25 protein-coding genes and 2 pseudogenes are annotated in these 25,235 nt (G+C 42.2%); 5 read left to right on the top strand and 22 right to left on the bottom strand.

Annotated elements, in window-relative coordinates; all coding sequences use genetic code 11:
• Window positions 1-73: 73 nt before the first annotated feature.
• The 22 genes and pseudogenes from LI074_RS11070 to LI074_RS10970 all read right to left on the bottom strand — a co-directional run bounded on the left by LI074_RS11070 (window position 74) and on the right by LI074_RS10970 (window position 21,054).
• Window positions 74-805: a DUF554 domain-containing protein gene (locus LI074_RS11070; protein ID WP_008707651.1), complete on the bottom strand. Its 732-nt coding sequence runs from the start codon at window positions 803-805 to the stop codon at window positions 74-76.
• A 429-nt stretch (window positions 806-1,234) separates the two neighbouring features.
• Window positions 1,235-2,572: an RIP metalloprotease RseP gene (rseP, locus tag LI074_RS11065; RefSeq protein WP_243260033.1), complete on the bottom strand. Its 1,338-nt coding sequence runs from the start codon at window positions 2,570-2,572 to the stop codon at window positions 1,235-1,237.
• Entirely contained in the window at window positions 2,532-3,674 is a 1,143-nt protein-coding gene (dxr, locus tag LI074_RS11060) for a 1-deoxy-D-xylulose-5-phosphate reductoisomerase (protein WP_008707653.1), read from the bottom strand. Before dxr ends, rseP begins: the two co-directional genes overlap by 41 nt.
• Before the next feature lie 33 nt (window positions 3,675-3,707).
• A complete protein-coding gene (locus LI074_RS18170; RefSeq protein ID WP_420314075.1) occupies window positions 3,708-3,842 on the bottom strand; it encodes a DUF6783 domain-containing protein in 135 nt (44 codons plus the stop codon).
• A 17-nt stretch (window positions 3,843-3,859) separates the two neighbouring features.
• Window positions 3,860-4,654: a phosphatidate cytidylyltransferase gene (locus LI074_RS11055; protein WP_008707654.1), complete on the bottom strand. Its 795-nt coding sequence runs from the start codon at window positions 4,652-4,654 to the stop codon at window positions 3,860-3,862.
• Between the two features lie 3 nt (window positions 4,655-4,657).
• Complete coding sequence (locus LI074_RS11050) at window positions 4,658-5,386, bottom strand: isoprenyl transferase (protein ID WP_287638547.1); 729 nt, start codon at window positions 5,384-5,386, stop codon at window positions 4,658-4,660.
• Between the two features lie 114 nt (window positions 5,387-5,500).
• Window positions 5,501-6,052: a ribosome recycling factor gene (gene frr, locus LI074_RS11045; protein WP_008707656.1), complete on the bottom strand. Its 552-nt coding sequence runs from the start codon at window positions 6,050-6,052 to the stop codon at window positions 5,501-5,503.
• 69 nt (window positions 6,053-6,121) lie between these two features.
• Window positions 6,122-6,817, bottom strand: a complete 696-nt coding sequence (gene pyrH / locus LI074_RS11040) for a UMP kinase (protein WP_008707658.1) — start codon at window positions 6,815-6,817, stop codon at window positions 6,122-6,124.
• A gap of 80 nt (window positions 6,818-6,897) precedes the next feature.
• Complete coding sequence (locus tag LI074_RS11035) at window positions 6,898-8,028, bottom strand: hypothetical protein (RefSeq protein ID WP_008707661.1); 1,131 nt, start codon at window positions 8,026-8,028, stop codon at window positions 6,898-6,900.
• 378 nt (window positions 8,029-8,406) lie between these two features.
• Window positions 8,407-8,997, bottom strand: coding sequence for a cytidylate kinase-like family protein (locus LI074_RS11030; RefSeq protein ID WP_008707663.1), 591 nt, complete (start codon window positions 8,995-8,997; stop codon window positions 8,407-8,409).
• Window positions 8,998-9,150: 153 nt separating this feature from the next.
• Window positions 9,151-9,621 (bottom strand): SsrA-binding protein SmpB, encoded by a 471-nt coding sequence (smpB, locus tag LI074_RS11025; protein ID WP_020993664.1) that lies wholly within the window; start codon window positions 9,619-9,621, stop codon window positions 9,151-9,153.
• Between the two features lie 23 nt (window positions 9,622-9,644).
• The gene (gene rnr / locus LI074_RS11020; RefSeq protein ID WP_020993663.1) at window positions 9,645-11,927 is read right to left on the bottom strand and encodes a ribonuclease R; all 2,283 of its coding nucleotides are present in this window, start codon (window positions 11,925-11,927) and stop codon (window positions 9,645-9,647) included.
• Window positions 11,928-12,031: 104 nt separating this feature from the next.
• Window positions 12,032-12,268 (bottom strand): preprotein translocase subunit SecG, encoded by a 237-nt coding sequence (gene secG, locus LI074_RS11015; protein WP_008707669.1) that lies wholly within the window; start codon window positions 12,266-12,268, stop codon window positions 12,032-12,034.
• 87 nt (window positions 12,269-12,355) lie between these two features.
• Window positions 12,356-13,216 (bottom strand): annotated as a pseudogene (gene eno, locus LI074_RS11010) (phosphopyruvate hydratase); the annotation flags it as partial.
• Window positions 13,217-13,262: 46 nt separating this feature from the next.
• On the bottom strand, window positions 13,263-14,870 hold the full coding sequence (locus tag LI074_RS11005; RefSeq protein ID WP_055053833.1) for a recombinase family protein: 1,608 nt from the start codon (window positions 14,868-14,870) through the stop codon (window positions 13,263-13,265).
• A complete protein-coding gene (locus tag LI074_RS11000) occupies window positions 14,849-16,555 on the bottom strand; it encodes a recombinase family protein (RefSeq protein ID WP_226839676.1) in 1,707 nt (568 codons plus the stop codon). The genes LI074_RS11005 and LI074_RS11000 overlap by 22 nt, the downstream gene beginning before the upstream one ends.
• A gap of 23 nt (window positions 16,556-16,578) precedes the next feature.
• Window positions 16,579-18,216 carry a recombinase family protein gene (locus LI074_RS10995; protein WP_173698189.1) on the bottom strand — a complete coding sequence of 546 codons (1,638 nt, stop codon included), beginning with the start codon at window positions 18,214-18,216 and terminating at the stop codon, window positions 16,579-16,581.
• A 138-nt stretch (window positions 18,217-18,354) separates the two neighbouring features.
• Window positions 18,355-18,621, bottom strand: a complete 267-nt coding sequence (locus LI074_RS10990; protein WP_055053835.1) for a DUF6870 family protein — start codon at window positions 18,619-18,621, stop codon at window positions 18,355-18,357.
• Between the two features lie 56 nt (window positions 18,622-18,677).
• Window positions 18,678-19,043 (bottom strand): type II toxin-antitoxin system PemK/MazF family toxin, encoded by a 366-nt coding sequence (locus tag LI074_RS10985; protein WP_055053836.1) that lies wholly within the window; start codon window positions 19,041-19,043, stop codon window positions 18,678-18,680.
• 153 nt (window positions 19,044-19,196) lie between these two features.
• Window positions 19,197-19,379 (bottom strand): hypothetical protein, encoded by a 183-nt coding sequence (locus tag LI074_RS10980; protein ID WP_055053837.1) that lies wholly within the window; start codon window positions 19,377-19,379, stop codon window positions 19,197-19,199.
• A 242-nt stretch (window positions 19,380-19,621) separates the two neighbouring features.
• Window positions 19,622-20,095, bottom strand: coding sequence for a sigma factor-like helix-turn-helix DNA-binding protein (locus LI074_RS10975; protein ID WP_008707683.1), 474 nt, complete (start codon window positions 20,093-20,095; stop codon window positions 19,622-19,624).
• 776 nt (window positions 20,096-20,871) lie between these two features.
• On the bottom strand, window positions 20,872-21,054 hold the full coding sequence (locus LI074_RS10970) for a hypothetical protein (RefSeq protein WP_008707686.1): 183 nt from the start codon (window positions 21,052-21,054) through the stop codon (window positions 20,872-20,874).
• Between the two features lie 129 nt (window positions 21,055-21,183).
• On the opposite strand from LI074_RS10970, the gene LI074_RS10965 reads away from it, so the two are divergent.
• The 5 genes and pseudogenes from LI074_RS10965 (at window position 21,184) to LI074_RS10945 (ending at window position 25,172) form a co-directional block, all read left to right on the top strand.
• Window positions 21,184-21,858, top strand: coding sequence for an alpha/beta hydrolase (locus tag LI074_RS10965; protein WP_055058584.1), 675 nt, complete (start codon window positions 21,184-21,186; stop codon window positions 21,856-21,858).
• Window positions 21,859-21,878: 20 nt separating this feature from the next.
• Window positions 21,879-23,354, top strand: a complete 1,476-nt coding sequence (locus tag LI074_RS10960; RefSeq protein WP_055058585.1) for an amino acid adenylation domain-containing protein — start codon at window positions 21,879-21,881, stop codon at window positions 23,352-23,354.
• Window positions 23,354-23,824, top strand: a complete 471-nt coding sequence (locus LI074_RS10955; protein ID WP_173698188.1) for a GNAT family N-acetyltransferase — start codon at window positions 23,354-23,356, stop codon at window positions 23,822-23,824. The genes LI074_RS10960 and LI074_RS10955 overlap by 1 nt, the downstream gene beginning before the upstream one ends.
• Before the next feature lie 79 nt (window positions 23,825-23,903).
• Window positions 23,904-24,798, top strand: a pseudogene (locus LI074_RS17895) (radical SAM protein).
• A complete protein-coding gene (locus LI074_RS10945) occupies window positions 24,795-25,172 on the top strand; it encodes an MmcQ/YjbR family DNA-binding protein (protein WP_008707693.1) in 378 nt (125 codons plus the stop codon). Before LI074_RS17895 ends, LI074_RS10945 begins: the two are co-directional and overlap by 4 nt.
• Window positions 25,173-25,235: the final 63 nt, after the last annotated feature.

Here is a 25,235-nt window from a genome sequence, read left to right as displayed (position 1 = left end):
TTTGATTGTAATTGACCTAAAAAGAAGCAGATCTCCGTTTCTGAACTCAGAAATGAAAATCTGCCAGCTTAACTTATGATACTAACGGCAATATATAATTCACCCAGAAGCATGACATAGGCATGATCAGCACCATCGCCGGTATCATGTCCGCAGTTGGGAAGTTCTTCAGCTTCACCATACGAAAACCGGTTGCAAGCATCAGAAACCCGCCACAGGCTTTAAAGTCATTGATCATGCCCGGCGTAGTCAGCGGAAAAATCGCCGTTGCTGCAAAGAACAGGATTAGGAAAATAATCACCTGCGGAATGGCGATCATACACACTACCATTCCCAGGCTGCAGGCAAAAATAGCTGCTGTAAATAAATCCAGAATAGATTTGGAGATCAGCACTGAATGATCCCCGCTCATTCCGGATACGATAGAGCCATAGATTCCTGTTCCGCTTGCACAGAATAATACGATGATCGTCACCAGTGTATTCATAAACTCATCCTCAGAAAGCTCTGAATTTGAATTCTTGATAAATTTGCCGATCACACGCTGCATAACACCGGCACCGGCATTGATCCTTTCTCCAAGATGAATCGCAAGTCCGATTCCCGTACCGATCACAACAGAAAAAATAACCGCCGGCATATTTTCCATCAGACCGATGGTGCTGATTCCCATTCCCATAGAGCATACCCCGAATACAAGAGTAATATCCTCTTTGAATTTTGGACTTAATTTGTGCCCCACAAAAGCACCCAGGATTCCGCCGATAACTATGGATAATGCATTGATAATTATTCCAATAGGCATAACTTTTTTCTCTCCTCCAGACAAACTCAGACAGATGTCACATTCTCAACACTGCCAAAAAATCAGTATATAACAAACTATAATTTTTCGCAATGTCAAAAATTCTTTACCTTGATTATGAAAGAATCCGACATTACTGTTCACTCCGTTCACAGTAACGTAGCCAAAATTCATTCCAGATTGCCTGCGGCAATAGAATTTTGGCTTGCATGTCTCGGGATTTTGGCATGAATATGCCAAAACACCTCGCAGGATAGTAGTGTGTGAACAATAATAACCCGACATCTGTCAACTATAACAGTTCTAAAAAAAGACAGATTTCTCTTTTGAAAAAATCTGTCTTTTCTGCAAACATTTTTACATTATTCACTTTTTTCATGCTCTGCCTGAGGTAATTATTTATGAAAAATATCCTTTCTGCCATTTATCTCAGATCAGCTTAACAATATCATTATACATAACAAATACCATCAGCGCCATCAACAGCATCAGCCCTGCGAAATGGATGCCGCCCTCCACCTGTCTGTTAATCGGTTTTCTGCGGATTGCCTCTATGACAAGGAATACCAGCCGTCCACCGTCCAGTGCCGGAAACGGAAGGAGGTTCATAACTCCAAGGTTTGCAGAGAGCAGAACTGCCAGATTAAGCATATTCATCCACAGGATCATGGTTCCTTCGCTTTTGCTTTCCTCATACGTAGTTCCGATTGCATCCACAATTCCGACCGGACCACTCAGATCTTTCATTCCAAGCTTTCCGCTGACCAGCTCTTTCAGGCTGAGAATCGTTGTACGTACCATATATTTTACTTCTACGGCACCATATTTGACTACATTCAGCCCTTTTGCTTTTTCAGAATACATATTGTAGGTAAATCCTGATTCTGCCGTACGGTATTCTTTTGGTGTAACCGTAATATCATATTCCTGTCCGTCCCTGGAATAGGTAATCTTTACAGACTTTTCTGTCAGCGGATTCTCCTGAATATATTTCTGGTAATCTGCTGCATTTGTAATCTTCACTCCATTAATGGATGTGATCACATCTCCCTGCTGAATCCCTGCTTCCTGCAACGGCATTCCATCCATTACAGATTCCACTGTCATGGCAGAAGTATCATCCCCGTTGAAATTGCAGCCTAGAAGGTATCTCACATTTGTATCCGACTTATAGGAAATGTCCATCTTCTTTCCATCACGCTTAACAGTCAGGTTAATGGTATCTCCCTCTTTCAGCTGGTTCAGATAGGAATATACATAGAGATCTTTTCCCAGATCAATGTGATATCCCTGATAACCGGTAATAATATCTCCCTCTTTCAGTCCTGCCGCCTCAGCCGCAGAACCTTCCTTTACGGAAAGAACTCTGGATGGTTCATATCCTACAGCACCTACAATGATCACAGACAATACAAATGCCATGATAAAGTTAAATACCGGTCCTGCGGCAACTACAGAAATCCTGCCCCACACAGACGCACTGTTAAAAGTTCCCGGTTCATTCTCTATGTCCGTATCCTCCCCCAGCATGGCACAGGAGCCACCGATAGGAAGAAGTTTCAGTGAATATCTGGTATCTCCTTTCTCAAAACTGTAAAGTCTTGGTCCCATTCCCAAAGAGAATTCTGTGACCACGATCTTATTCAGCTTTGCAAAAAGAAAATGTCCCAGCTCATGAAAGAGAATGATTGCACTGAATATGACAATTGCAATAATAATTTTCAATCTACCACCTACTTTCAATCCAACGATAAGTTTCTTTCTCAATCTCCAGAATCTGATCCAGGTCCGGATCCTTTACTGCTGTATGTCTGCTCATAGACTGCCCGATAATCTCGTAAATATCCAGAAAGCTGATTTTTTTCTGAAGGAATTTGCGGACTGCCAGCTCATTTGCAGCATTAAAAACGGTTGGCATACTGCCGCCTGCCCTTGCCGCTTCCACCGCCATTGGAAGACCTTTAAAAGTTTTCCTGTCCGGCTCCTCAAAGGTGATTTGCTTCAACATATGAAAATCCAGTCTGTCGCCTTTTAAAAATCTTCTGTCTGGGTAGCATAATGCATACTGTATCGGAAGTCTCATATCCGGTGTTCCAAGCTGTGCCATCACTGCACCGTCCTCGAATTCCACCATAGAGTGGATAATACTCTGCGGCTGAACCACAACCTGAATATGATCCAGATCTACATCAAAAAGCCATCTGGCTTCCATAACTTCCAGACCTTTATTTACCAAAGTTGCAGAATCCACTGTAATCTTCTGTCCCATTACCCAGTTCGGATGCTTCAGCGTATCCTCCAGAGTCACCTTCTCCAGATCTGCTGTTTTCTTTCCGCGGAAAGGACCGCCGGATGCAGTGATGAGCAGTTTATGTATCTGCTCTCTTTTCTCTCCATGAAGTGCCTGGAAAATAGCACTGTGCTCGCTGTCTACAGGCAGGATCTGCACACCGAACTGCTTTGCCAACGGCATGATCAGATGTCCGGCTGTTACCAGTGTTTCCTTATTTGCCAGAGCAATATCCTTACCTGCAAGGATTGCTTCCATAGTTGGTCTGATTCCTATCATTCCTACGATAGCGGTCACCAGAATGTCTGATTCTTCCATTCTGGCAAGTTCGATAAGACCACCCATCTGGCTTACGATTTTTACATCCAGATCCTGCACACGTACTGCCAGATCTCTGGCTGCCTCTTCTTTCCAGACTGCAACAAGTCTGGGATGAAATTCACGTATCTGCTTCTCCAGCATTTCTACATTGCTGCCTGCTGCAAGACCAACTACTTCCAGGTCATCATTTGCACGTACCACATCCAGTGTCTGTGTTCCGATCGAACCTGTAGAACCTAAGACTGCTACTTTTTTCATATTGTACCTCATTTCAATACTTATACAACAATTTTATAAAATTACTTCTGACCTGACAGTTCTCATATCAGAAAATACTGTAAACATGTATATCAGAAGAATATATGCTCCGTTAGAGCGCGTCTGAAAAAGGCTTTCTGCAAGATGTGCGTCACAATTTGTGGGAATGATTTTTCAGACACGCTCTAGATCTCAATCATCACAAGAGAGAGGAAATAAATAACCGGTGCTGTGAAGATCACACTGTCAAATCTGTCAAGGATTCCTCCATGTCCCGGAATTAATTTTCCATAATCTTTAATCCCCTGATTTCTCTTGATCGCAGATGCAGCCAGATCGCCTACCATGGAGATCAGTGCTCCGATTGCACAGATCACAGCATATTCCAGCATCGGTCCCTGAGTGGCTGCTGCATAGATCACACCAAGAAGTGCAGCTCCTGCCACACCACCCACAGCTCCCTCCACAGATTTCTTAGGGCTGAGGACAGGTGCCATTTTATGTTTACCGATCAGCATTCCCACACAATATGCGCAGGTATCACATCCCCATGAGCACAGAAAGATCAGCCATACGTGGAACTTTCCACCGGGAAGCTCTCTGGTAAGATAAATAAACGACAGCATAACTGCCACATACACAATACCAAACAGTGCAGGCATTACCTGCCCTGCCTCATAGGTTGGATAAGTGAACACGTATACAAACATGAGCAGCACAAGTCCGAAAATGATTGCCAGCACTCCATACCTCTCAAAATCAAGCAGTACTGCCAGATAATATAATACTGCGCCTAAATAGCCTGCTGCTGCCAGCAGATTTATCTTCTCATCCTGCACCTTCATTGCTCTGTACAATTCTCTCATTCCAATGAGAGAAACCGCAAGAAGTGTGAAAAACAGCACATAATCACCGCTGATGATAGTAGCAAGCGCAATAATCACAAGCAGGATTCCGCTTAAGAGTCTTGTCTTAAACATTCTTTACTCCTCCTTAACTCCGCCGTATCTTCTGTCTCTCTGATTATATTTCTCAATAGCCTTAATCAACTCTGCTTTATTAAAATCCGGCCATGCCACATCTGTGAAATAAAATTCTGTATAAGCCATCTGCCATAACAGAAAATTGGAAAGTCTCAATTCACCGCTTGTGCGGATCATCAGATCCGGATCAGGGATTCCTGCCGTATCCAGGTAATTGTCAAAAACATGCTCATCAATTTCTTCCGGCTTTACTTTTCCATCTGCAGCATCCTGAGCAAGTTTGCGGATACCTCTTATGATCTCATCTCTGCTGCCGTAGTTTAATGCAATCTGGAAATAGATTTCATCATATTTCTGAGAATATTGTTCCAGACGTGCAATACTTTCCTGAATATCCTGATCAAATGCCGAAACCTCTCCGATCACCCGGACACGCATTTTGTTCTTATCTGCCAGTTTAATACATTTTTTCAGATAACTTCGGAACAGTTTCATCAGACCGTCCACCTCATCTTTGGAACGTTTCCAGTTCTCTGTGGAAAAAGCATATACAGTCACATATTTAACTCCCAGCTCCTTCATATAGTCACAGACTGTTTCCAGATTTGCACAGCCCTTCACATGTCCGTAGCTTCTGGGCATTCCCTTTGCCTTCGCCCAGCGTCCATTACCATCCAGAATAATGGCAATATGATTTGGTACATTCATACTCTTGTTTCCTTTTCTTATCCTGTTATTCCTTTAACCTTACTGTCTCATCATAATGAACCGCAGTTTCCGGTCCATTATCTCATTCAGATAAAAAGAGAGCCCGCATTCATGGAGCTCTCCTTTTCGTTTCCCTTATACGGTCATGATTTCTTTGCTCTTTGCATCCACTGCCGCATCAACTTCTTTGATATATTTATCTGTGCTCTTCTGGATTTTCTCCTCAAGTTCTTTAATCTCATCCTCAGATACATCCTGTTTTGCAAGTTTCTTAAATGCATCATTTGCATCACGACGAATGTTGCGGACTGCTACTTTGGCTGCTTCGCCTTTTTTCTTGACATCTTTAACCAGTTCCTTACGGCGTTCCTCTGTAAGTTCCGGGAATACAAGGCGGATTACTTTACCATCGTTGCTTGGATTTAATCCAAGGTCAGAGGTAAGGATTGCTTTCTCAATTCCTTTGATCAGGCTGCTTTCCCATGGCTGGATCTGGATCATACGAGCTTCCGGGACAGTGATATTTGCCACCTGCTGAAGAGGTGTCGGAGCTCCGTAATAATCTACGGCGAGTTTGTCAAGGATATGCGGGTTCGCACGTCCTGCACGAATTGTAACCAGTTCGCTCTCAAGGCTTGCCAATGTCTTTTTCATCTTCTCTTCATATTTCTGAATTCTCTCATCCATTAGGTTCGTCTCCCTCTTTTTATAGTTTTTATATTACACTTTCTCTGTAAACTGACTTATAAGCCTTACTTATACAGTAACCTTAGTTCCGACAAATTTGCCATGTACTGCATTGATGATGCTGTCTTTTTCATCCAGTGCAAATACCAGCATCGGCATCTTCTGTTCCATACACATGATCGATGCTGTCAGATCCATAGCTGCCAGTTTCTTTGCAACTACTTCTTCAATGGAAATTTCATCATATTTTACTGCATTCGGGTTTGTCTTCGGATCACTGTCATAAATTCCGTCAACAGCTTTTGCAAGAAGGATTGCTTCTGCTTCGATTTCTACTGCGCGAAGTACAGTGGCTGTATCTGTGGAGAAGTAAGGATGTCCTGTACCGCCTGCAAAGAATACGATCTTGCCCTGTGCAAAGCTTGCTTCCACTGCATCCTTAGAGTAAAGGCTTGTAAATGCACCGCATACAAATGGTGTAAAGATTTCTGTCTTTAATCCAAGGTATCTGCAGATATCAGATACATAAATACAGTTCATAACTGTTGCAAGCATACCAATCTGATCAGCCTTATTCCTGTCGATAGTCTCACTGGTGCGTCCTCTCCAGAAATTACCTCCGCCGATCACGATGCCGATTTCCAGTCCTTCCTCAGCAATTGTCCTGATCTGCTTTGCAACTTCAATAACAGTCGCCTCGTCAAATCCGGTCTTCTTCTCACCGGCAAGGGCTTCACCGCTTAATTTTAATAATACACGTTTCATAGTAACTGTCTCCTGAAATTAATTTTATCGCAGGTAACAGAGGATCGGAATACCTCCTCTGTTACATTCGTAGTTCTATTCTACCATATTCCGGCAACAATTTCATTACCATTTTCATCAACTGTTGTAGAAACTGTGAAATTGCTGTAATAATGGAATCCTGTTTTACCTGTCTCAGGATCATCCTCATAGCTGCTGCCCTGTGGAGAACCGCATGCGCCTTCCAGTGCATCCAGAGACTGACCGATATACTGTTCTGCTGTGGAAATCATATCGCCGCCATTTCCCGGATCATCGTTACTGCCCGGATCATCATTAGTACCCGGATCGTCTGAGTTTCCCCCATTGCCCGGATCATCTGAACTATCCCCGGTTCCATTGCCACTGTTATTATTCTGATCAGAACTGTTGTTACTATCTGTGGAATCAGAATCATCTGCAGAATTCTTATCACTGTCGTCTGTGGAATCTGATTCAGACTCACTGTCATCTGTAATTCCAAGACGTTCCTTTACCGCATCAAGCGTGGATACTTCTTTTGTTGATGTACCTGTCAGATATTTTGCATATGGGATCGCATCATCATCTGTGCCATCCATACATAACGTAATCTGCGAAATTGTTCCAAGCGGAATATCGCGGAAAAAGCATTCATTCGTGTCCTCATCAGTATATGCAATACGGATATCATAGGAAGCTGTACTCTTGTTGGATGTTGTCTGCGTATCTGATGTCTGTGTATCTGATGTCTGTGTACCTGATGTCTGTGTATCTGATGTCTGTGTACCTGATGTCTGTGTACCTGATGTCTGTGTATTTGCAGTCTGCATATAATATAGTGCCTTGTCCTTATCTGTCAGGGTAAACATTCCATTGATGAGATCATCTCCCCATCCTCCATCCTCGTCTGCATCATAATCCTCACTGTCTTCATCCACATGAGTCCGGATATAGAGTGACTGGATGTCATCCCCTGTATTATTTACAAACACAATCTTAGATGCTGTGGAAGTTTTCTCCCCCATTACATTCTTTATGTCTTCATCTGCTGTCTGCTGCATATCCACCATATCGACTGCCTTGGTTACTTCAGGAGTCGGGGTAGCTGTTACCTCTACAGGTGCTGTCTCTGTTGTCTTTTTCTTACCACATCCGGCAGCTGCCACTGTCATTACCAACAGACCTGCCAGTATTAAATAACGTTTCTTCATAATATATTCCCTCCTGCTATATGGAATATCTTTTTTCTTTTTAACAATGTCATTTTTTCAATTCCCTATTATTGCAGAGTATCGAAAACTTGTCAACTAAGCCTCTGCCGATTTCATACAATTTTAAGACTTTCAGATTTTTAAAATCTCTGCCTGCGGACGCATTCTTATGAAAAAATCACATTTTTCCTACTTCATATTATTGCACAAAAGGAAACGCTCACTGTAATCAGCGGATACTCACCAGAAAGGATGTTACTGTGACTTTCACTCGCAAAAAACACCTCGCGGAATATTACCAGTGAACAGTAACGAAAGGACTACCATGTTGCTCTGGCAGTCCTTTCTCATCTCTTTGTGGTCATATTTAATATATTTCTATTCTGCCAGCTTCATCAGAAGTTCCACGCATTCTTCCTCTGATAAAACCGAAGTATTCAGGCAGATATCATAATTTTCCATTTTTCCCCATTCATGTCCTGTATAAAAGTTATAATAATCTCTTCTCTGACGGTCTTTATATGCAATCCTGTCAAGTGCTTCCTCCTGAGAAATATGCTTATTTTTCTTAATCCGTTTAATACGGTCTTCCATATCAGATGCATAAATATACACGCGAAGCAGCTGATTATCATCCTTCAGAATCTGGTCTGCACATCTTCCCACAAAAATGCATGGACCTTCCTGTGCCAGGCGCTTCACTGTCTCTTTCTGCGCATGAAACATCTTCTCCGGAATCGTCAGGCGTTTTTTATCCTGCGATTCTTCTGACATCATTACTCCGATTGCATAAAGAAGACTGGTCTTGCCTTTAAATTCATTGATGATTTCCTGACTGATTCCATGCCTCTCTGCTTCCTTCGGCAAAAATTTACTGTCGTAACAGGGAACTCCCATTTTTTCTGAAAGCAAAGCTGCAATATATCTTCCACCGCTTCCATACTGTCTGCTGATCGTGATTGTTTTCATAGGGCACCACTCCTTTCAGCTCATCTGCCTGAAAATGAATTGTTATTTTTTTATCTATATGATAGATTATAAGAATTTTCGAATATTTTTGCAATATCCATTAATTTTTTCATAACATTTCACAATTTTGAGCCAAAGGATTTAGTAATATTATCAATATAGATTCTTAACCTTAAATTCACGCTCTGCTTCTCTTCTCTGGTCTTTCTTTGCGATATCCTGTCTCTTGTCATAAAGTTTCTTGCCTCGAGCCATTCCAATTTCCACTTTTACCAGACTGTCTTTGAAATAAACTTTCAGAGGTACTAAAGTTAACCCTTTTTCTTTGAGCTTTGCTTCAATCTTATTGATCTCATATCTGTGAAGCAGAAGCTTACGGATTCTCAACGGGTCTTTGTTGAAAATATTGCCTTTTTCATAAGGGCTGATATGCATTCCGTAGATGTAAACCTCTCCGTTCTCTACACGGATAAAGGATTCCTTGATGCTGCATTTGCCCATACGCAGGGATTTTACTTCTGTTCCTGCAAGGGCAATACCGGCTTCATAAGTATCTTCTATAAAATAATCATGAAATGCCTTTTTATTATTGGCAATCAGCTTCATTCCTTTTTTCTTTGCCATAATATCCTCCAAGCCATTTTTATTTAATTCTCTTCTTCATCATTCCAGATATCAGCAACCAGCTCAAAATCTACTGTTTTGAGCATTTTATCTGCATCTGCCACACGGACACAGACTTTATCTCCCAATTTGTAGACTTTCTTTGTCATCTCTCCGCGGAGTTCGTAGGTTTCCTGGTCGAAGATATAGTAGTCATCCCGCAGAGTGTTGACATGTACCAGACCTTCTACTGTATTTGGGAGTTCTACGTAAAGCCCCCATCCGGTAACGCCTGAGATAATTCCCTCGAATTCCTCTCCCAGATGGTAGGACATATATTCTGCTTTCTTCAGCTTGTCTGATTCACGTTCTGCCTCATCTGCACGGCGTTCACATACACTGGACTGTCTCGCAACTTCATCAAGGATTTCAGCATAGTGTTCGGTTCTGCCTTCACGCATCAGTCTGCCTCGTAAGTTATCCTTAATGATCCTGTGGATCTGCAGATCAGGGTATCTTCTGATCGGAGATGTAAAATGGCAGTAATATTTTGCTGCCAGTCCAAAGTGACCGCTGCATTCTGTTGTATATTTCGCCTGTTTCATGGAACGCAGCACCAGACGGCTGATCATTGCTTCATTCGGAAGCCCTTCGATACTTTCGATGATTTGCTGAATTTCTTTTGGAGTGATCTCTTCTTTTGCTTTCTGAATCTTCACACCCTGATTGTGAAGTAATGTCAGAAGACTCTCCACTTTCTCCGGATCCGGATTATCATGGGTTCTGTATACAAACGGAATCTCTTCTGTGCAGTATTCCTGTGCCACAGTCTCATTTGCCATCAGCATGAAATCTTCAATGATTTTGGTTGCCACATTTGCTTCATATGGCTTAACATCGATTGCTTTTCCTGCTGCATTAAGAATAATCTTGCTCTCCGGAAAATCAAAGTCAATGGAACCCCTGTGATGACGGCTGTTTCGTAAGATTCCGGACAGTTCTTTCATCATAAAGAACATCGGGATAAGTGCCTCATACCGTTTCTTTGCTTCTTCGTCTGTGTCCTCAAGAATATTCTTTACATCAGTATAGCACATTCTCTCATTTACGTTAATCACTGTTTCCGCGATCTGATGGGAAACTACCTTACCCTTTTCGTTAATGTCCATCAGGCAGCTCAACGCCAGTCTGTCCTCTCCCTGATTCAGAGAACAGATTCCATTGGAAAGACGTTCCGGCAACATTGGCACAACGCGGTCTGCCAGATAAACACTGGTTCCACGTTTCAGTGCTTCCCTGTCCAGAGCACTGTTGTACTGTACATAGTTGCTTACATCTGCGATATGGACTCCCAGATGGTAAATGTCCCCCTCTTTTGTCAGGGAAATCGCATCATCCAGGTCTTTGGCATCTTCGCCATCAATAGTGACTGTCTGCAGATGTCTCAGATCCAGTCTTCCATCTCTGTCTGCATCCAGCACATGATCCGGAACACGCTGAGCCTGCTTCATTACTTTCTCAGGAAATTCACTTGGGATTCCGAAGCTCTTGACGATTGCCAGGATATCTGTACCCGGTGTTCGGATATTTCCCAGATTCTCCTTAATTTTTCCTTCAGGATTCTTATTTCCGGAGCCATAATCTGTAATCACCACGATTACTTTATCACCATTTTTTATTCCTGCCGCTTCTTTTCTCGGAATGAAGATATCTTTGGAAAATTTCGGATTATCACTGATCACAAAACCGAAATCCCGATTTAACTGATAAGTTCCTACAATTTCAGGCATACCACGCTCCAGAACCTTCACAACTACGCCTTCCTGGCGTTTTCCCTCTTTTTTGTCATTTCTGATGATGATCCTTACTTTATCCTGATGCATAGCTGTTCCTGTATCACTTTCAGGAATAAAGATATCCTCATCCTGCCCTTCAATTTCTACGAAGCCGAAACCTTTGGGATGTCCGATGAAGGTTCCCTCAGCCTGGATTCCCTCCGGCTGCTCTTTTTTATTTTTATCTTTTTTATTTTTATCTTTCTTCTTTCTGCCATACTCTGATCCGTATTCTTCTCTTCGGTCATCGTAATAACGGTCATCTTTTTTCTTTTTCCATTTTCCTTTGACCTTTTCATATCTGCCCTTGCGGTCTACAGATACCTTTCCTTCCTCGCAAAGTTCGTCCAGAACATCATACAGCTCTCTTTTCTCTTCTTTTGAAAGTCTCAGAAGAGAAGAAATCTCGCGGAGTCTCATTGGCTGATAAATAGGATCTCCCATCAGTTCCAGGATAAACTTTTTTCTTCTGTCCATATCTTTTTTACTCATATTACTCCTCACAGCCTCCGCAGAGGACTTTTATCTGATTCAGCTCTTTATGACACAAAAAACACTCTTGCACATAACAAGAGTGTTTCAAATTTCTTTTCTGATTAACCAAGCATATTTAATGCTACAGAAATTACAAAAAATAAAATTCCCATAATAGTGGTTGCCTTAACAAGTCCGCCCTCCATGGAACGACCTTTGTTCTTACCCCAGTATGTTTCTGCTGCTCCGGCGATAGCACCAAGTCCCTGCTGCTTACCTTCCTGCATAAGAACTACTACTGTAAGAGCGATGCAATCTATTATGAAAATGACACTCAGAATGATCTTAATAATCTGCACTTCGTTACACCTCCTAATCAACTGAGTTTCATTGTAACATAGCCGGATGGGGATTTCAACCACAATTCAGAGTTTTTGTCAGGTTTCTTAACAATTTTTTTCATTTTCTTTAAAAGGATTTTCATACACTGCCAGTTCTCCCAATGCCTCATGGATACGAAGAAGCTGATTATATTTGGCATTTCGGTCCGAACGGCAGGGTGCACCTGTCTTAATCTGGCCGGCACCTGTGGCAACTGCCAGATCTGCGATAAATGAATCTTCCGATTCTCCTGATCTGTGAGAAATTACTGTCCTGTATCCCGCTTTCTGTGCCATTTCCACTGCATCCAATGCTTCTGAAAGTGTTCCTATCTGGTTTAATTTTATCAGAATGGCATTTGCCGCTCCCAGTTTGATACCACATGCAAGACGTTTGATATTCGTGACAAACAGATCATCACCTACGAGCTGTATTTTGTCTCCCAGTCTTTTTGTCATCTGTTTCCAGCCTTCCCAGTCATCTTCCTCAAGTCCATCTTCAATGGAAACAATCGGGAACTTCTCTGCAAGTTTTTCATAATATTCTATCATCTCGCCGGAATCCCTGAGAACTTCTTCCCCTTTCATTTTTCCTTCTCCGGGGAAAACATAAACGCCTCTTTCTTCATCGTACAGTTCACTTGCCGCAGCATCAATTGCAATGCTGATATCCTTTCCGGGTTCATACCCTGCCTTTTTTACTGCTTCCAGAATCACTTCCAGGACGCTTTCTGAATCGGAAAGATCCGGTGCGAAACCTCCCTCATCTCCGACTGCTGTTGACAGACCTTTTTGTTTCAGGATAATTCTGAGAAACTGGTATACTTCCGCACACATTCGAATCGCCTGCTCCATATTTTCCGCTCCCGTCGGCATAATCATGAATTCCTGTAAATCCACCGTATTGTCAGCGTGACGTCCCCCTTGTGTCAAGCTAATGACACAAAATTTTTGTAATTTGTCCATCATCACTTCAACTGCAGATTTTCTGCACCTGCTCTACATACTTCACCAGCTCATCAGCAAAATTCCATTCAATTTCTATTCGCTTATCATTATATACCTTGATACCACGAATAAAAGTTACTGCTATCTCTCTGGTTAATTGCTTATTTCCTTCGATCAGGTCTGTCAGGCACTGTCTGCCATCGGGCGGAAGTTCAAATAAACGTTCAGCCGCTTCACTCTGTTCTGTCTCCATTTGCGCTATCGCTAAGGTTTCTTTCTCAATTTGTTTATCCAGCTTGTCATTTTTTCTGGTGAACTCTTCTTCTGAGATTTCTTCCATTGCATATCGCATATATAGTTCAGTCTTCTGGTGCTTGTATCTGCTAATACTGTCTTTGGCATCCCGAATCTTTTTTGCAGCTCCATTCACTTTTGATTTTAATTCTGCTTTCTGTAATTCGAGTACCGGTTCAGCATCATCACTGATCTTTGCAAACAGCTTTATTGCCCTGAAAATCATCTCATTGAACTCGTCATCATATAAATTGTCTGTTACACAATCTTGATTTGCCGCATTAAATTTCCTTGGGCACTTAAAGTGCGGATTGCATCTGGTTACATGCTGTAGATTCTGACCGCATCCCCCACATTTTACCAATCCTTTCAGCGGATAATTATTATTGTGGGTTTTGCTCCTCTTTCTGGAATTTAATTCCAACTTTTCCTGTACAGCATCAAACACCTCTTTAGAAACAATCGCTTCATGCGTACCCTCAACCACAATCCAGTCTTCTTCTTTTGTTTTCAAATGCTTATTACTTCCTACCGAAGCAACTTTCCACTTGCCGCCAATCGTAGTTCCCGTATACGTTTCTGTCATCAGTATCAGTCTTACAGTTACTGGATACCAGATATATTTTTCTGTTGTTTTCTTCACACCAGTTTTCAGAACTTCTCTTTTATATTGACCTGGACTCATAATTTTCTGCTCATTCAGGTAACGTGCCAGCTGAGTAATATTCATTCCATCAAGATATTTCTGAAATATCATCTTCACAACAGGCGCTGTCTCCGGATTAATCACGAGGCTGGTCACATCTTCATCAGGCTTCAAATATCCATACGGTGCTCTCGCTCCCATATATTTTCCAGCTTTCTGACGCTGTATCAAAGTTCTTTTTACTTTAACGGAAGTATCAATGCTATGATGTTCGTTAATAATATTTCTGAAACCAACATCTATTCCCGGCATACCAGATTCATATTTCATACTATCAACATTATCATTGATCGCTATGAATCTCACATTCATAAATGGAAAAATTTGTTCCAGATATGTGTCAATCTCTATATGATTCCTGCCGAATCGAGAAAGGTCTTTCACTATAATTGTGCTGACTTTTCCATCTCTTACTAATTCCATCATACTTTGGAATCCTGGGCGATCGAAATTCGTTCCACTATAGCCATCATCTTTGAATTCTAACACTTCCGTATTTTTGAACTCATTTTTACTGGCTATGTATTGCCCAATCACAATTCTCTGATTTGTAATACTATTGGATTCATCCAGCATATCCTCATCTTCCAGCGACAATCTTAAATACTTTACTATGCATTTACCATCTGACATCTGATCACCCCCTCCTCTAAAATTTCTGATAACGCCTGTATTTCATCTTGAAATTTAAATTCGATCTCTATACGTTTGTCTTCATATAAAGAGATTTTCTTTATATAAGAACGGACAACATCTTTTGTAAGGAATTCCAAATTCTTTCCTTTACTGAATTCAGCAAGCCACGAGAAGTTCTTTTTACACAATTTTTCTGTAATTTTTCTACTCTTCTCAATTTCTTTCTGTCTTGTAACCAGGTCTTTTTCGACCACGGTTATTCTTTCTGTCATACGATTATATGCATCCGTATCAATCTCGCCCGAAACATATTGCTCATATAATTCAAATCGTCTTGCTTCGTTCCTTTTATTGAGCTGAACAATTTTACTCTGTTCCCTGTTCAAATATTTTTGGAATGTTTCAAAATATTCACCATTAAAGCGTTTCAGTTGCGTTTTTAATTCACATACTGTTTTTAGCTGCATGATGAGTGCCCGATACACCAGTTCATCAATTACTTCTTCTTTCCAGCGATTACAGTTATATTTTTCCTTGGAAATTTTTGCATAATTACCACAAATGAAATAGTAATTGTAATACAAAACACCATTCTTTTCGCTGTAATAGTATCTCCGAACCATATTAGCGCCACAGTCACCACAGTATATCAATCCAACATACTTATTATCCTGTTTTCCATGAGTCTGCATATTCGATAAATCTTTTTTGGGCAATGCTTTCTCCTGCTTTAATTTGATTACATTTTGTACTTTTTCAAATAATTCAGCACTCACTATAGCCTTATGGGTATTCACATGTTCAATCCATTCTTCTTTATCCAACATTACATTTTTTTCTTTTGTAAGAAGTGAAGTTCTTGTTTTATGTGAATAAGTATTTCCCAAATAGTGCCTATTTTCCGCAATCTGTTTAATTACAGATGATTGCCAATGCATATCCGTTTCGTCAATTCTATCCAAGAATAACTTCCCAGTTCTTGCGTATACCCTTGGCGAAGCCAGCAGCATGGTATTAAACTCTCTCGAAATTTTCAAATATGACTGCCCTGCAGCAAGTTTTTCAAATATTTCTACTACATACGGTGCAGTTAAAGGATCGGGAACAGTAGTAGATTTTCCTTTTTCATCTCTAGCTCTCTTATACCCATAAGGAGCATCTCCACCACAATATTCACCTGACTCCATCTTAATTTTCATGGCACTTGTCATTTTTACAGATGCATCTTTTGCATACATATCATTTGCCAGATTCGATATCATGATTCCCAGCATCTGATTGTCACATTCTGGACTGATACTGTCATAGTTATCATTGACTGATATAAAGCGCACTTGCATAAATGGAAATATTTTTTCCAGATATTTTGATACTTCTTCCAAATCTCGACCAAATCGTGATAAATCCTTTACTATGACCGTATTTATTTCTTTTGTTTTGATGTCACCAAGCATTCTCACAAAGTCATCTCGATCAAATTTCGTACCTGATATACCGTCATCCTTATAAAACTTTACAACTTCAATATCCGGATGAGATTCTGCGTAAGAAAGAGCGATCAGTTTCTGTGTCTCCAGCGATTCTCTCTTCTCACCATTGATATCTACAGATATTCTGGTATAAATACCGGCTTTCCAGATCTTCTTCGGTGATGCCTGCACAAATGCTTCAGCTTGTTTCATCTGGCGATTTCTTGTTCTTGCCATTATACAGCCACCTCCTGTTTTGTTTTTCCAATCTGTTCTGCCAGTCTTGCAGCTGTTACCAACTCATCTTGGAATCGGTAAACAATCTCTATTTTTTTTCCTTCAAAGACATTTATTTTTTCCACATACTGAAGAAGCATATCTCTGTCAAGATCTCCCAGCGACGGTTTCTCAAGAAATGTGTTTACCCATTCTTCGCACAGCAGTTTATTTTCAAGGAGATTTTCCATATACTCTTCCTGCTTTTCAATATTGCTTTCCAGACTTTTAATTTCTGTCTGATACCGTTCTCTAAGCAAAGCGTAATCATCCCTAGAAATAACTCCTGACGCAAGATTTCCCGATAATGAATGTAACAACTTATAATATTTATTGACTTTGTTTCGTAACTCAAGTATCTGGTCATCATGCTGTATCAATGTCTGTGTATCCAAAGAATTCTCTTTCAAATACTCCATTGCACTCCGTATGGCATCCGTCATCTTACTGTATATTTTCAAAGAATCCATTACCAGCTGAATCAGCACATCTTCTCTGATACTATGTCTGGAACATTGATCCTTCTTTTTATTGTAAGAAGAACAGATATAAAAAACTGTCTTTTCTCCTTTATAACTGTTAGTTCGCCGGATCAGATTACTTCCACAGTCTCCACAGGATAATAACCCACCAAACAAATAAAGTCTGTTTTCTCCGGGTGCTATCCTGGTATCCTTCGCAAGCAACATCTGAACTGTTTCATATTCTTCTTTTGTAACGATACCTTCATGATGATTTTCAAAAATCACCCATTCTTCCTTTGGTAATGCCCTCTGCACCTTAACTTTATAGTTAATTCTTTGGGATTTTCCCTGTTGAAGCACTCCATAGTAGATTGGATTCTTTAAGATACGGATAATTGCTACTGCTGACCACCTGGATGTCAGATGTGTCTGAAATGACGATTTGAAGTTTACTCCGGTCGCACGTTTGTAATCAGCCGGTGCAAGAACTCCCAGTTCATTCAGTTTATCTGCAATCAGCTGATTGCTCATGCCCTCCATCTTCCAGTTAAAAATATCTCTTACATGCTTTGCAGCAACCGGATCAATTTCTATCTGACTTTTATCAGCATCACACTTTTTATATCCATATGACACGTAATTTCCCACATATTCTCCAATATTTCTTTTTGCACTCAAGTGGCTTCTTACTTTTTGAGAATTCTGTCTGCAATACGTGTCATTAACAAAGGATTTCATCGGTAATACAAGATGCGTATCGGTAATGTTTGCTGTTTCAGAATCATAATTATCATTGATTGCTATAAATCGTACTCCCAGTTGTGGAAATACTTTTTGAATATACCGATCAACATCTATATGCTCTCTACCGAATCGAGACAAGTCTTTTACAATGATACAGTTGATTTCCTTATTTTCGATTGCCTTGAGCATTGCCTGAAAACCAGGACGCTTAAAATCAGTACCTGAAAAACCATCATCTTTAAATGTCTCAACAATAGTAATATCAGATGTCGATTTCATATAGTTATCAATCAAAATTGACTGATTTACAATAGATTCACTTTCAGCCTTATCTCCGTCCTCAATACTAAGACGAAGGTACTTGGCTGCTATCCAGATATTTTTTTGCATAAAAAACACTCCTATCCAAAGATTCTGCCAAAACAGAACCCTTAAATAGAAGTGCTCTATTCAAATTTAGTCCTGTTAGCATTATAGCACACTTCGTCTTCTGTGTGAATATGAAATTTTGTTGTTCCAGTTATTCCCTTATGCCAATCCAGCTTTCTTTGCTACAAGCTGTTTTGTACAGTCTATATAGGAAAGGGAAGCTGCTGCATTAAAAACACTTTTTACGACATAGCCCATATCTTCATATACATATGGGTTATCAGAGTGATTAAGCAGCACTTCCATCTTATTGCTTTTCCTGCTATCCAGCTCTGAAATCAAATCCTTGTACTTGGGCAAACTATCTCGTTCAATCTCTTTGATATCAACTGTTTTCAACTCTTCTAATCTTTCAACTGTTGTCATGGACATCGCCTCCTTTTCCTATAGTTACCGTTATCGAAAATAAATATTCGTAACAGTTATGTAGTCTTCTCTTCCATTCCCATCTGAATCCGTACTGCTTTCAGTACCCGATCTAGGCTCCACTTGTTCACTCTTCCGCATTTCTCAATAATACATTTCGTAGAAATGCTCATAACCTGTTCAGCCAGTGCCAGGCTTCCTTTTCGGATTCCCGTCATATCATATTTGCTGATAAATACATGCGTTGGCAAATACCGTTTCTTATAAATTCTTGATGTCAGCGGAACTACCGTTATGACTGAACTGTATGTATTGGCTTTATTATTGCTCACTACGATCACCGGTCTTACTCCACCCTGAACCGAAGTTGTCGGGAACATACCGAGATCTGCCCATAAGATATCTCCTCTTCGGATTGTCATTTGTCCTCTCTCCAATCTGTTATTTTTATTTGTAAAGCATCCATAGCGCTATATTGGCTCCACAGGAATACGGCAGAGTTTCTTTCCTATAAGGAAAGCTCTGCCGCATAACCTCTATAGCCAATTTGATTATTAAACAGTGCTCGCTCGATTCTATTTATCCTCGATACCCCGAATCGTTACTCCCGCATGTGCAGGAAGGGAATAATAACCTGCCCGGATGCACGCTCCGGACCACAACCCGGAAACTCTCGTTTCCAGGCTCCAGCAGTTCATAGGTTTACCAGTTACAGACTTCTCAGGGTCTGCAAGTGTATCGCATCTCATATATGTCATCGCATCACCAGCCTGCCAGCTAGCTTCGGTCAGTGCTTTTTCGCAGCATTACGGACTGAACTAAAATCTTTGTTTTGTCTTATAATCCTATAGCGGCATCTTCCTCGTGCTCACTGTATGAAATGTCACATCAGTTATTATTGAATATTCAGTTATCATGGTTCATTTTAGGAAGTCCTTTAACTTCCTCTAATTACTAAAGTCAAATGACTTTGGCAGATGCAAAAGATTTTGAAAAATTTTTAAAAAAATTTATTCATATACATTTCACGCATCTTATTAAGAGTGGATTTCAGCTTGTATGACAGCATCTGTCTGGAAATCCCCATAATCTCCGCCATCTGTGTCTGTGTCTTGTTTTCAAAGAAAATGCCATAAATAATCATGCGTTCCTCTGAGTTCAGCTGATTGATCACTTTGTGAATATCCTGCTGTTCCATTTTTGTCAGTACACAGTGCTCCACATCACAGTTCAGATCTGGAAAATCCTCAATCATGAAGACTTCTCCATCAATGGACTGACCGCTGTAAGGTACCTCCCGCAGCATCTTATCCACGACCTCACCCAGTTCGTTCTTGATCTCAACTTTTTTTGCCTTGCTGCTTCTGTAAAAATTGTTCATCGCATACGCAACTTCTTTTGTAACTTCGATCATTTCTCCATCAATATTTGCGTAATACTTTCCTTCATAAAAATATGGGTGTTCAATATACATGTCCGTTCCTCCTGAATTTGAAATCTTGTTGCTCGTTTCAAATCCAGAAGGCGGACCTCTATTTAGAATCATGCCTGCTCCGCCTTTATCCTGCCGGGATACGCCCGCAGTTATTGGCTGAAAAATTCAGGCACGAAAAAAAGCCCCAGTAGTTTTTTCTTAACTACTGAGGCTTTCGTCTCTTTCTTGTATTCAGTTATCTATGCCTTCTTTCATCAGCATAATCATTGTATCAGGATAAAGTTCACAAAGTATCCGCAATACGTTCCCATAAGTTCATGTCATTATTAGAATCGTACATATTTCAGTGTAAAAAGTTCACTATTCAAATTCTGATTATTTATAGTTAATATGTTCTATCAAAATGACTATTTTCTTTTTCATTATTTAATTTAACAAAACAATTCCTATGCCAAAAGGCGGAGTTCACTTTACATTTTCCCCACTAAAGCTGAACAAGTCGAACTCTGTATATGATATTATCGTATACAGGAATATGTTTTGTTTGGTGTATCGAAGAAAATAAAAGTAACGGCATTGTATGTTACGAAAGTGATATACAGTGTCGTTATTTTTATGCTATAATGCGGATATGAATTTAACAAATCGGAATTGTGCGCCCAGACAAGGGCGAGTAGTCTAGCAGGTGGAATGCCTGTCTGGTAAGGTCTAACCAACCGCCAGTAGCGAGTCTTGGGTGACTGCCAGTAATGGTAGTTGCTAAGCGTAGACAGCGAGAAAATAGAGAGTGTGATTGAGCCTCGAAATTTTGATATCTAGAAGGCTGACGTTTTAATTCCAGCGGAAAGCAACACAAACCAAATCGTCATGGTAATCTGTGTTTTCCACTTTCCCTGAAGCATCAGAAGCAGCGGCGTGACCGGGCTGTTGCCCAGATCGGTGACGATTCCCTTCTTGACATCGCGCAGATATTCCTCATATGTCATGATATGATCCATCTTGATTCCTCCTGTTTATAGCCTTGGTCAGTAGTTTGATACTATGTACGAACTTTCTGCGTACTTGCTTTCGTTTTCGGATACCGTACAATATTTATACAATGAATCGTCAAGAGAGGAGGCAACAAAGTGACTTCTTTAACCATAGAACAAAAAAGAGTGGACATATACCCAAGCGCAAAGCCGGGCAGCCCAGTTATCTATCTCAACACCTTTTCCAATGCCGTTAACAGTGTGTATAAAAACCTGATGGCGCTCGGCTGCCCAGATTTCTGTCTGGTGGCGGTCAGTGAGCTGAAATGGGATCATGACATGACACCGTGGTATATGGGGCCGATCTCTAAACACGATACGCCCTGCACCGGGGGTGCGGATGATTACCTGAAACTGCTTCTGGATGAAATTATGCCGGAAGCGGAAGCGCTCCTTCCCGGTGCGCCCGCCTGGCGGGGCCTCGCCGGTTACTCGCTGGCCGGGCTGTTCGCCCTCTACGCTCTCTACCAAACGGATGTGTTTGCCCGCGCAGCGAGTATGTCAGGTTCCTTCTGGTTTGAGGGCATCATGGAATATGTGTGCTCCCATGAGATGAAGCGCAAACCTGACTGTCTGTATTTTTCTCTCGGAGACAAGGAGAGCTCCACCGATAATCCGATTTTGAACGTTGTGCAGCAGAATACGCAGGAGATAGAAACACTGTGCCACGGGAAAGGCATCGAAACCACCTTCGTACTGAACAGTGGCAGCCACTATCAGGCGTGCAACAAGCGCACAGCGGCTGGCATTCACTGGATATTAAATAGATAAACCGACAAGGAGATAAAACGATGGATACGATTTATTCGCTTTTTCAGAAAGTAGTTAAAGAACATGAAAATGCCCCAGCTATCATTGAAAACGACCGCACCATGACTTTTGGAGAGCTGTCCAACATGGTGGATATGATCACGTGCAGCTTTCCGCAGGAAGTACACAGCATCGGCATCGTCATGCGTCACCGAACCGAGATGATTGCCTCGATTCTGGCGGTACTCAAATGCGGCGGCCGATATGTCCCAGCCGAGCCGGATTTTCCCACCGGGCGCATCCATGACATGATGACCGAGGCACAGGTGGATTTTGTGCTGACGGAACACGCCTTTGCGCCCAAACTGAGCAGTTTCCCCATCCGCTATACAGATTGTGAGATCTGCGGCGTGGAGACGCCCTCCTGGAAGCGCAATGCCATCGAAGACCCGGAACGCCCCGCCTATGTGCTGTATACGTCAGGTACCACCGGGCGGCCCAAAGGTGTCTGTGTCACCAACCGCAATGTTTGCCATTATGTCCGTGCCTTTGCCAACGAGTTCCATCCCGGCCCCGGTGATGTCATGCTGCAATATTCCGTCTGTTCTTTTGACATCTTTGTGGAGGAAGTGTTCACCAGTCTGCTGAATGGTGCCGCTCTGGCCATCCCCGCTGACGAGGATAAGGCCGACATCCATGCGTTGATGGCTTTTGTGGAACGCCACCATGTGACTATGATCAGCGGCTTTCCGTATCTGCTGGCAGAAATGAACCACCTGTCTGTCATTCCGTCCTCTCTGCGGCTGCTTATCAGCGGCGGCGATGTGTTGCGGGGCGTTTATGTGGATCACCTGCTGAACAAAGCAGAGGTTTACAACACCTACGGCCCCTCCGAGACAACGGTCTGCGCCTCCTATTACCGTTGTAATAGTGGAACTGTGCTGGAGGACGGTACCTATCCCATCGGTCATCCTGTACTAGGTGCGCAAATCAGGATTCTGGATCAGTCTGGCAACGAGGTTGCCAAAGGGCAGACGGGTGAAATTTGCATTTATGGCGGCGGTGTATCTCTGGGCTACATTGGCGACCATGCCGAGGAAAACAGAGCTTTTGAGCGGCAGCCGGACGGTAGCACCATGTACCGCAGCGGCGATTTGGGCTATATCCTGCCGGATGGCAACATTGCATTCCTGCACCGCAAGGACGACCAGATCATGATTTACGGCAAGCGGGTGGAACTTGCCGAGGTGGAGTCCCGGCTCTATCGGTGCAAGGATGTGCAGCAGGCTATTGTCCGGGCTTTTACAGACGAGGATGGACTGTCCTATATGACCGCCTATGTGGTGCCTTCCGACAATAAGCTGAAAGTCTCGGAAGTAAAAAAAGAACTGTCTGAAAATCTGACTTCCTTTATGATCCCAGAGTTCTTTGTGAAGATGAAGCAGATTCCTTTGAATGTCAACGGTAAGCCGGATGTGTCGAAACTGCCGGTGGTAATGAAAGCGGGGGCATTATAATGGAGATTCAGCTCCGGCAGGCCACGATCCAGGACCTGAATGTATTGATGCAATGGCGAATGGAAGTCTTGCATGAGGTATTCTCCATCCCCTCGGAGCGGTCTGTAACAGAGCTGGAATCGGAAAATCGCCGCTACTATCAAACAGAACTGCCGCAGGGCGGACATATTGCCTGCTTTGCCTACGTAGGGGAGGAAATCGTCGGCTGCGGCGGGATATGCCTCTATCATGAGATGCCCTCACCGGACAATCTAAACGGGAAATGTGCCTACCTGATGAACATTTATACCCGGCCGCAGTTTCGCGGACACGGCATAGGGAACAGAATCGTCAGGTGGCTTGTAGAGCAGGCTCGTCAGCGGCATATTTCAAAAATATATCTTGAAACCTCAGACAAAGGCAGGCCGCTGTATCAAACAATCGGTTTTGCCGATATGAAGGATATGATGAAACTGTCCCGTGAAAAATAAGCAAAATCAAAGGAGCATACATACAATGGAGCCAATCATCTGAAACGTTGAAGTAAAAAGCGTCCTCACAAAATCCAATTTGCCTGTGAGTGATTATTATTCGGTCAATCCTTATGTGGGCTGTGGCCACGGCTGCAAATATTGCTACGCATCTTTTATGAAGCGTTTTACCAATCACCCGGAGCCCTGGGGAGAGTTCATAGACGTTAAATTTTGGCCGGAAATCAAACACCCGGAGCGGTATGCAGGGAAAGAACTGTTTCTCTGTTACGTGACCGACCCATATCAGCCGCTGGAGGAAACCGCCTGCCGCACCCGCGCCATTTTAGAGCAGATGCAGGGCAGCGGATGTAGCCTCAGTATTGCTACCAAGTCTGACCTGGTGCTGCGTGACCTTGACCTCATTAAAACATTCCCCAATGCGCGGGTATCCTGGTCGATCAAACACACTGGACGAAGATTTTCGCGCTGATATGGACAATGCAGTGAGCATTGAGCGGCGGCTGGCCGCTATGAAAGCATTCCATGATGCTGGTGTGCGCACCACCTGCTTTATCTCGCCGATTTTCCCCGGCCTCACCGACCTGCCCTCCATCATCCACCGGGCGAAGAATCAATGTAATTTGGTCTGGCTGGAAAACCTAAACTTGCGGGGCGGTTATAAGAAAACGATTTTTGACTATATAACGGAAAAACATCCAGACCTGCTGCCGCTGTACGATACCATTTACAATAAAAAAGAACGCAGCTACTGGTCAATGCTGGATGCGCAGATGCGGCAGTTTTGCCAAGAGGAAGGGCTACTGTATGTCCGGGATGATGATTCCATCAAACGCCCGTTCAACGATCCGCCTATCGTGGTCAATTATTTTTTCCACGAAGAGATTATCCCTCGGCCAAAATGCAGAAGAACAGGTAATCAAAACTATATAGTAACATGCAGAAAGCTAGAAGTTGTAGAGGTGAGGTTATGAAACGCGCAGAATTAGAATCATTTATAATGGAGACATATAACGCTGAGACAGATTATCCGTGGCTCAAATATCCGAATTATGAGGTGTTCCGGCATTGTAATAATCGGAAGTGGTTTGCTCTGATTATGGATGTACCAAAGAACAAGCTGGGGCTGCAAGGCGAAGAAATGCTGAAAGTGGTCGATTTCAAATGTGACCCAATTCTGATTGGCACACTACGAGAGGAACCCGGCTTCTTCCCGGCGTATCACATGAGCAAGGATAGCTGGATTACTGTTGCACTGGATGGCAGCGTATCAGATGACAAAACCAAAATGTTGCTTGATATGAGTTATGAAGCAACGATACCCAAAACATGCAAAAAGAGATACTGACAAATTCAAGTTGAACAAAATCGCTGCGCGATGGCTTGCCAAGGCTGTGGCGCAGCTTTCTTT

The sequence above is a fragment of the Blautia sp. MSK18_10 genome, from assembly GCF_020553185.1.
GTDB lineage: Bacteria > Bacillota > Clostridia > Lachnospirales > Lachnospiraceae > Blautia_A > Blautia_A wexlerae.
Note: the sequence above shows the minus strand (reverse complement) of the source record. Positions and strands in the feature narration are given on the sequence as shown.

Coding starts and splice junctions, on each gene's coding strand:
- LI074_RS11070 (WP_008707651.1), bottom strand. CDS start 805: ATGCCTATTGGAATAATTATCAATGCATTATCCATAGTTATCGGCGGA.
- dxr (WP_008707653.1), bottom strand. CDS start 3,674: ATGAAAAAAGTAGCAGTCTTAGGTTCTACAGGTTCGATCGGAACACAG.
- LI074_RS11055 (WP_008707654.1), bottom strand. CDS start 4,654: ATGTTTAAGACAAGACTCTTAAGCGGAATCCTGCTTGTGATTATTGCG.
- frr (WP_008707656.1), bottom strand. CDS start 6,052: ATGGATGAGAGAATTCAGAAATATGAAGAGAAGATGAAAAAGACATTG.
- pyrH (WP_008707658.1), bottom strand. CDS start 6,817: ATGAAACGTGTATTATTAAAATTAAGCGGTGAAGCCCTTGCCGGTGAG.
- LI074_RS11035 (WP_008707661.1), bottom strand. CDS start 8,028: ATGAAGAAACGTTATTTAATACTGGCAGGTCTGTTGGTAATGACAGTG.
- LI074_RS11030 (WP_008707663.1), bottom strand. CDS start 8,997: ATGAAAACAATCACGATCAGCAGACAGTATGGAAGCGGTGGAAGATAT.
- smpB (WP_020993664.1), bottom strand. CDS start 9,621: ATGGCAAAGAAAAAAGGAATGAAGCTGATTGCCAATAATAAAAAGGCA.
- rnr (WP_020993663.1), bottom strand. CDS start 11,927: ATGAGTAAAAAAGATATGGACAGAAGAAAAAAGTTTATCCTGGAACTG.
- LI074_RS11005 (WP_055053833.1), bottom strand. CDS start 14,870: ATGTCAGATGGTAAATGCATAGTAAAGTATTTAAGATTGTCGCTGGAA.
- LI074_RS11000 (WP_226839676.1), bottom strand. CDS start 16,555: ATGAAACAAGCTGAAGCATTTGTGCAGGCATCACCGAAGAAGATCTGG.
- LI074_RS10995 (WP_173698189.1), bottom strand. CDS start 18,216: ATGCAAAAAAATATCTGGATAGCAGCCAAGTACCTTCGTCTTAGTATT.
- LI074_RS10990 (WP_055053835.1), bottom strand. CDS start 18,621: ATGACAACAGTTGAAAGATTAGAAGAGTTGAAAACAGTTGATATCAAA.
- LI074_RS10985 (WP_055053836.1), bottom strand. CDS start 19,043: ATGACAATCCGAAGAGGAGATATCTTATGGGCAGATCTCGGTATGTTC.
- LI074_RS10980 (WP_055053837.1), bottom strand. CDS start 19,379: ATGACATATATGAGATGCGATACACTTGCAGACCCTGAGAAGTCTGTA.
- LI074_RS10975 (WP_008707683.1), bottom strand. CDS start 20,095: ATGTATATTGAACACCCATATTTTTATGAAGGAAAGTATTACGCAAAT.
- LI074_RS10970 (WP_008707686.1), bottom strand. CDS start 21,054: ATGGATCATATCATGACATATGAGGAATATCTGCGCGATGTCAAGAAG.
- LI074_RS10960 (WP_055058585.1), top strand. CDS start 21,879: ATGGATACGATTTATTCGCTTTTTCAGAAAGTAGTTAAAGAACATGAA.
- LI074_RS10955 (WP_173698188.1), top strand. CDS start 23,354: ATGGAGATTCAGCTCCGGCAGGCCACGATCCAGGACCTGAATGTATTG.
- LI074_RS10945 (WP_008707693.1), top strand. CDS start 24,795: ATGAAACGCGCAGAATTAGAATCATTTATAATGGAGACATATAACGCT.